We start from the raw sequence: 6,315 nt of genomic DNA, 5'->3' as shown, positions 1-6,315 counted from the left end.
CAAACAACGCAGCATGTCGTTCAGACAAACAGTAATATACAAACAACGCAGCATGCCGTACAGACAAACAGTAACATACAGACAACGCAGCATGCCGTACAGACAAACAGTAATTAACAAACAACGCAGCATGGCGTACAGACAAACAGTAACATACAAACAACGCAGCATGGCGTACAGACAAACAGTAATATACAGACAACGCAGCATGCCGTACAGGCAAGACAGTATGCGATACTAGCCAACCTTCACCCGGCACTCCCGATATTAAAAAACGCTGCGCTCCCATTCAGGCAGCGCAGCGATCAATGGCTGCAGCGATAAGCACCGGTCCTGTTCAGGATACCGCTTCCTCCGATTTGGCGCCGGAGCCCTTGCCGGCGGCATCGTCCATCATGCGCGCCTTGCCCATCAAGGCGATGCAGATGAGCGCCAGGCCGACCGGAATCAAGGCCCAGGTGAAGATGCCGCCGATGGAGTCGGCCAACGCCGCCGCCATGCTCTCCTTGATTTCCGGCGGCAGGTTGGCGCTGCCTCCGCCGCGCAGCAGCTCCTCCGGCTTGATGTCGGCCGGCATCGCTCCGCCCGGCATTATGTCCTTCAGCCGCCCGCTGAACAAGGAAGACTGCAGCGAGCCGAAGACCGTAATCCCGATCGTCATGCCGAGAGAACGGCAGAAGGACGAAGTCGAGTTCGCCGTTCCGCGCTGATGATAGCTCATCCCGTGCATGGAAGCCATGCCGAGCAAGGAGAAGGAGAAGCCGACCCCGAGTCCGGTCAGCACCATGTACAAGGTGATCAATGCGCGCGGCGTATCCGCAGACAACGTGCTAAGCGACACGATGCCTGCCGTGAACAGAATGCCCGAGACGATCATCAGCTTGCGGAAGCTCGTCTTCGCAGCTAGAATTCCGCCGATTGAGCTCGTCACGACGGAACCGATCATCATCGGCGTCAGCACGAGACCGCTATTCGTGGCCGACCCGCCGTATACGCCCTGCACGAACATCGGAATATAGACCGTCGCGATGACGAACGTAACGCCGTAGAAGAAAGCGACCCCTTGGCTGGAGGCGAACAGCCGCCGCCGGAAGAGAGCGAAGGAGATAATCGGCTCCTTCGCATTCAGCTCGAACAGAATGAACGCGATCAGGAAGATGGCGAAGGAGGCAAATAACCCGATGATGAATAAAGAGTTCCATTCATATCCATCCTTGCCGCCCAACTCCAGCGCGAACATCAGACTGACGACGGCGACCACCAACGTAACCGCGCCGCCCCAGTCGATGCGCTGCTTCGACTTCGCCGCACTCTCCTGATAGAACTGGGCAATCAGCCACAAAGACACAATGCCGAGAGGCAGGTTGATGTAGAACACCCACTCCCAGCCGATATATTCGGTAATATAAGCGCCGAGCAGCGGCCCCGCCACACTGGAAATGCCGAACACGGCTCCGAACATGCCAGTCATTTTGCCGCGCTGCTCTAACGGAAAGACATCATAAATAATCGTAAAGGCGATAGGCATCAGGGCGCCGCCGCCAATTCCCTGGATGGCGCGGTAGATCGCCAGCATCATGATGCTGTCTGCCGTCCCGCACAGCATGCTGCCCGCCAGGAAGACGAGCAGGCCGAAAATGTAAAACCGCTTGCGGCCGTACATATCGGACAGCTTGCCGAAGATCGGCATGCCGGCCATAGTCGCGACCATATACGCCGAGGTGACCCAGACATACAGCTCGAAGCCTCCCAACTGGCCGACGATTGTCGGCATCGCTGTCGCGACGATCGTATTGTCCATCGCTGCCATCAGAATCCCGAGCAAGAGTGCTGCCACCACCAAGCTCAAGTTGCTCTTTTGAGCCAGCATATCTCATTTCCCTCCTTGTATGTACCGGACCGGCTTCGGAAGCCGGTCCTGATTCACCCGCAATCACTTCGCTGCCGAAGCCGGGATAATTTATTATATAGCGTCAACTTTCCATTTACCAGTAAAAGTTATTCGCCCGAATTTGCCACAATAAATGGAACTTCGCTCGCCGCAGAACCGGGTCCAATCTCCCCTGCTTAGGCCAAAAAGGGACGGCTCTCGCCGTCCCTCCTGCCCTTATTTGTTCCGTCCGCCTGTCCCCTGCCGCTGTGCCTCCTGGAGCAGCCCGGCAAGCTCCTGCTTCAAGCGGAGAAAGGACTCCTCCCCCGTCAGCGCCTCGCGCCGCGGACGCGGGAACGGTACAGCCACCTCCCGCAGCACGCGGGCGGGCCGGCTGGAGAAAACATAGATCGTATCGGAGAGCAGCAGCGCTTCTTCGATACTGTGCGTAATGAACAGCACGGAGCGCCGGTGCTGCTCCCACAGGCCGATGAGCCAGCGCTGCATCTCGCTGCGGGTTAAGGCGTCGAGCGCGCTGAACGGCTCGTCGAGCAGCATCAGCTCATGCGGGCTCATCAGAGCGCGCAGGAACGCGACGCGCTGCTGCATGCCGCCGGACAGCTCATGCGGATACGCCCGCTCATAGCCGGACAAGCCGATATTCGCCAGCCACTGCCGCGCTTCCGCACGGGCATCCTTCTTCGGACGGCCGCCAATTTCCTGAGCCAGCATGACGTTCTGCTCCACTGTTCGCCATGGGAAGAGCGCCGGCTGTTGAGGCATATAGCTGACATACCCCGTCCGGCCCGCCACCTCTTGCCCGTTCATCCGGATATGGCCGCCATCCGGTCGCAGCAGTCCGCCGATCAAGTGGAACAAGGTGCTCTTGCCGGAGCCGGAAGGGCCGATGATGGAGACGAATTGGCCCTGCTTCACCTGCAGCGACACTTGGTCCAGCACCTGCAGCCGTCCTTCGCCGCGGCCCTTCGTCCCCGGGTAGGACATGTCCACCTGCTCCAGCTCCAGAGCAGGCGGCGGCGCGGAAGCCAGCCCGGCAGCTCCTCCCAGCGGTTCAGCCAAGTTGGCGATTGCCTTCATAGCGCTTCCCTCCCTCATTTCTCATTCTCCTCAGGCCGCCAGCGGATGACCATCCGCTCCAGCAGGCGAATCGCACCGAACATCGCCAGACTCAGCAGAATGATGACGACGATGCCGAGGAACATCCGGTCGACGCGGTATGCCGCTTTTTGCAGCATCATATAATATCCGATGCCCCGATCCGTTCCGAGCCATTCCGCGATCACCGCTCCCATCACGCTGTAGGTGGCGGCGATCTTCAAGCCCGAGAAGACGGAGGGTAGCGCATGCGGCAGCTCCAGCTTCCAGAACAGCTGCCCCCGGGTCGCCCCCGTCATTCGCAAATAATGAAGCATCGTCCGATCCGTCTGGGTCAAGCCGTCCAAGGCGGCAACGCAGACCGGGAAGAAGCAGACGAGCGCGATGACGATTACCTTCGGCAGCAGGCCGAAGCCGAACCACAGCATCAGCAAGGGCAGCAGTGCAATCGTCGGCACGTTCTGGCTCAATATAATGAGCGGATAGATCGCGCGCTTCAGCCAAGGAAGCGGATGGAGCAGGCAAGCGAGCGCCAGGCCGATCCCCGCTCCGGTTCCGAAGCCGATCAGCATCAGCTTCAAGGTAGCCAGCGCGTGCAGCAGAATGCCGCTGCCGTTGGCCGCCGCTTCCCGCGCAATATCAAGCGGGCTCGGAAGCATCCATTTCTCCACATCGAACAGCATGACGCCAATCTGCCACGCCAAGATGAACAGCAGGAGGGCCGCCACGGGCGGTCCCGCTGCTGCAAGCCGTCTTTTCATCCCGCCGCCACCTTCCTGCGCATCCCTGCCTCAGCTATGCGGTTCGTCCCCCTCATGCCAATTCCTCCTCTCGATGCTAATCCCGCTCTTGATGCCAGTCCCGGCTCGAACCGTTCGTCCCGGAGAGGCGAAACCCTTGCACGGCTTATCCGCCCTCATTATGCTAACGCCATCACCGCCCGCCGTCATCGCCCCTTCCCTGAGCAGCGTCTGCCCTAGGATTCAGGCAGGAACTCATTCGTGAACGCCTTGTCGATATCGATTGGCTTCTCCATCAGCTTGTTCTGCAGGAGCCAGTTCGTATAGTTTTCCCACACTTCCCGCTTCTGCTCTCCCCAGCGCGGGGCATCGTCCCGGTATTTCGGGCTGAGCCAGCGCTGGCTGGCCATAACCAGTTCCTTGTCCAGGTCAGGCACCTGCTTCAATAAGATCTCTGCCGCCTGCTCCGGATTGTCGATCGCATACTGATATCCCCGGGAGACCGCACGCATGAACGCCTTAACCAGCTCGGGTTCGGACTCGATCAGCTTCTCGCTTGTAGCGATGACCGGGGTGTAGTAGTCGAGCGCATCCGAATATTGATTGACATACATCATATCGATCGGCTCGTTGCGCAGCTCTGCCTCAATGCCGGTCCATCCGTAGAAGATCCAGGCGAAATCAATATCTTTCTTGACCGCTGTAAAAAAGTCGGCGGAGCCCATATTGATATTCTTGATCTTGTCGTAGTCGGCGCCCTCCTGCTGCATGAGCGTCCGCAGCACCATTTCTTCCACCGGCGAGCCCCAGGCCCCGTACGTCTTGCCTTCGAAATCTTGTGGCGACGTAATATGCTTGTCCTTCGGGGCAGCGAACCCGGACGTATTATGTTGAATGATGGCCGCCAAAGACACAATCGGCACATTCTGCGTGCGCGCCAGCGTAATGCTTTCTTGCACGCTGACCCCGAATTGCGCGGCGCCGGACGCGATCATCGCATCGGCTCCGCCCGTGCCGGGCTGGATAATGTTCACTTTTAGCCCTTCCGCTTCGAAGTACCCCTCTTGCTGGGCGACATACACCCCGGTATGGTTCGTGTTCGGCGTCCAATCCAGTACGAACGTAATCTCGCGCAGATCCTTCGCAGCTTCGGCGCCTTGCGCCCCGTCTCCTTGCGGCGTCGGGGCAGTGCCTCCTCCCCCGCAGGCTGTCAACATGAACACGAGCGCCAAGGCAAGTCCAAGCGCTCCTCTTTTTACTGCACGCATGCTTCTCATCCTTCTTCCTCTTCCCCTTTCCGATTCGCCCGTCAGACGGGCGGTATAGATGGCCATGCTCCCTATCTGGCGGAGGATAAGTTGACCCGGCAAGAACACGTCCTGCCAAGCCCCCCCTCATGAGCGGCCGCGTAAGCCATTGCGCAGATACAAAAAAGCGCCCCTCATCGGGGCGCTTACGCTATCCATTACCTATGCGCATGCTGGCGGCAGATCGAACTGAACGACGCGTTCCATGCAGGAGCAATCCGCTTGCACACCCGCGTCTTGAACACGGATGCGGTGCATCGGAATCACCGACCGCCAAAGGAACACACCTACCGTTCGGCGTGGTGCGACGCCATTCTCATTCCTACGCTGGCATTACCCAGATCAGGTGTAAGGGTCAGTATCTTCACGGGATACGATCTCAGCCGGCCTTATTCCAGCCCCCCTAGTATGCGTATGTCAGTTACCGTTTCAATTATAGACCTGCTTCGCTCCCTTGTCCAGACGTTAGGTTGCACCGGAAGCGCATGTTCCATGCCGGCCCTGTGACGAGCACATAGCGAGCCGCCTTCAGCTCGGTTACAATATCCCCGGGAGGGATGTCTTTATCAAAAAACGACTTGTATGGGTTGGAGCCACCGCGATCGCCCTCCTCTTCGGAACTGTGGTATATGCTTCCGGTTCCGGCAGCGACGGCAGCGGCTACGACCAAATGCTCCCCCATATGAAGCAGATGCACCCGGACATGACCGTACCCAGCTGGAGCAAATGGTTCAACACTGCCACGGTGCGGATCGCGAAGCTGTCCGCAGCCAAGGCATGATGCGCAGGGGCATGATGCACGATCAGATGCTGCAGAACGAACACTGGTATTGAGCGGTTAATCAATTATCAAAGGAAGCCAGGGGTTCCAGCCGTGAATACACGGTGGGATCCCTTTTTGGTGCACCGAACAGGGACGGACTGCCCTAAAGGAGTTCTGACGGTCTGCTGGCCGTTCTCCAACGTGAAGGCGCTCCGTTTGATATCGTGGATGCGCAGCTAGCTGGCCGGCTTCCTCCGTCCGTAAGCCCGAACAAGGCGGAATCGCGAGACCGCGGTAGCCATCGAGGCACTGCCTAGCGCAATAGCAATATAAAGACTCATGCGCCCCCCGAAGCGGATGCCCATCATGAACTTACTCCCTCTCAACAGAAACGTTCCATGTGAAACATGGCGCAATTTGTCAAAAAATGCTCGCCAGCCGTCTTGACGGGAGATGCCACTCCGCCCCCAACCCCCATCATGTCTCTTTTGACGTCCGACGACTGCGCCCCCCAACGAA

The 6,315-nt window shown here is 58.6% G+C and carries 6 protein-coding genes and 1 riboswitch; all 6 genes read right to left on the bottom strand.

Going from position 1 to position 6,315, the window contains the following annotated elements:
• Nucleotides 1–337: 337 nt before the first annotated feature.
• A complete protein-coding gene (locus DQX05_RS27910; protein WP_119796544.1) occupies nucleotides 338–1,870 on the bottom strand; it encodes an MDR family MFS transporter in 1,533 nt (510 codons plus the stop codon).
• Between the two features lie 237 nt (nucleotides 1,871–2,107).
• Nucleotides 2,108–2,968: an ABC transporter ATP-binding protein gene (locus DQX05_RS27905; protein WP_119796547.1), complete on the bottom strand. Its 861-nt coding sequence runs from the start codon at nucleotides 2,966–2,968 to the stop codon at nucleotides 2,108–2,110.
• 14 nt (nucleotides 2,969–2,982) lie between these two features.
• Nucleotides 2,983–3,747, bottom strand: a complete 765-nt coding sequence (locus DQX05_RS27900; RefSeq protein ID WP_119796543.1) for an ABC transporter permease — start codon at nucleotides 3,745–3,747, stop codon at nucleotides 2,983–2,985.
• A 215-nt stretch (nucleotides 3,748–3,962) separates the two neighbouring features.
• On the bottom strand, nucleotides 3,963–4,994 hold the full coding sequence (locus tag DQX05_RS27895) for an ABC transporter substrate-binding protein (protein WP_119796546.1): 1,032 nt from the start codon (nucleotides 4,992–4,994) through the stop codon (nucleotides 3,963–3,965).
• Nucleotides 4,995–5,335: 341 nt separating this feature from the next.
• Nucleotides 5,336–5,448: riboswitch (TPP riboswitch) on the bottom strand.
• An 18-nt stretch (nucleotides 5,449–5,466) separates the two neighbouring features.
• Nucleotides 5,467–5,715, bottom strand: coding sequence for a hypothetical protein (locus tag DQX05_RS30420; protein ID WP_147385243.1), 249 nt, complete (start codon nucleotides 5,713–5,715; stop codon nucleotides 5,467–5,469).
• Nucleotides 5,694–5,879, bottom strand: coding sequence for a hypothetical protein (locus DQX05_RS30415; RefSeq protein WP_147385242.1), 186 nt, complete (start codon nucleotides 5,877–5,879; stop codon nucleotides 5,694–5,696). Before DQX05_RS30415 ends, DQX05_RS30420 begins: the two co-directional genes overlap by 22 nt.
• Nucleotides 5,880–6,315: the final 436 nt, after the last annotated feature.

This window comes from Paenibacillus thiaminolyticus, assembly GCF_003591545.1.
GTDB lineage: Bacteria > Bacillota > Bacilli > Paenibacillales > Paenibacillaceae > Paenibacillus_B > Paenibacillus_B thiaminolyticus_A.
Note: the sequence above shows the minus strand (reverse complement) of the source record. Positions and strands in the feature narration are given on the sequence as shown.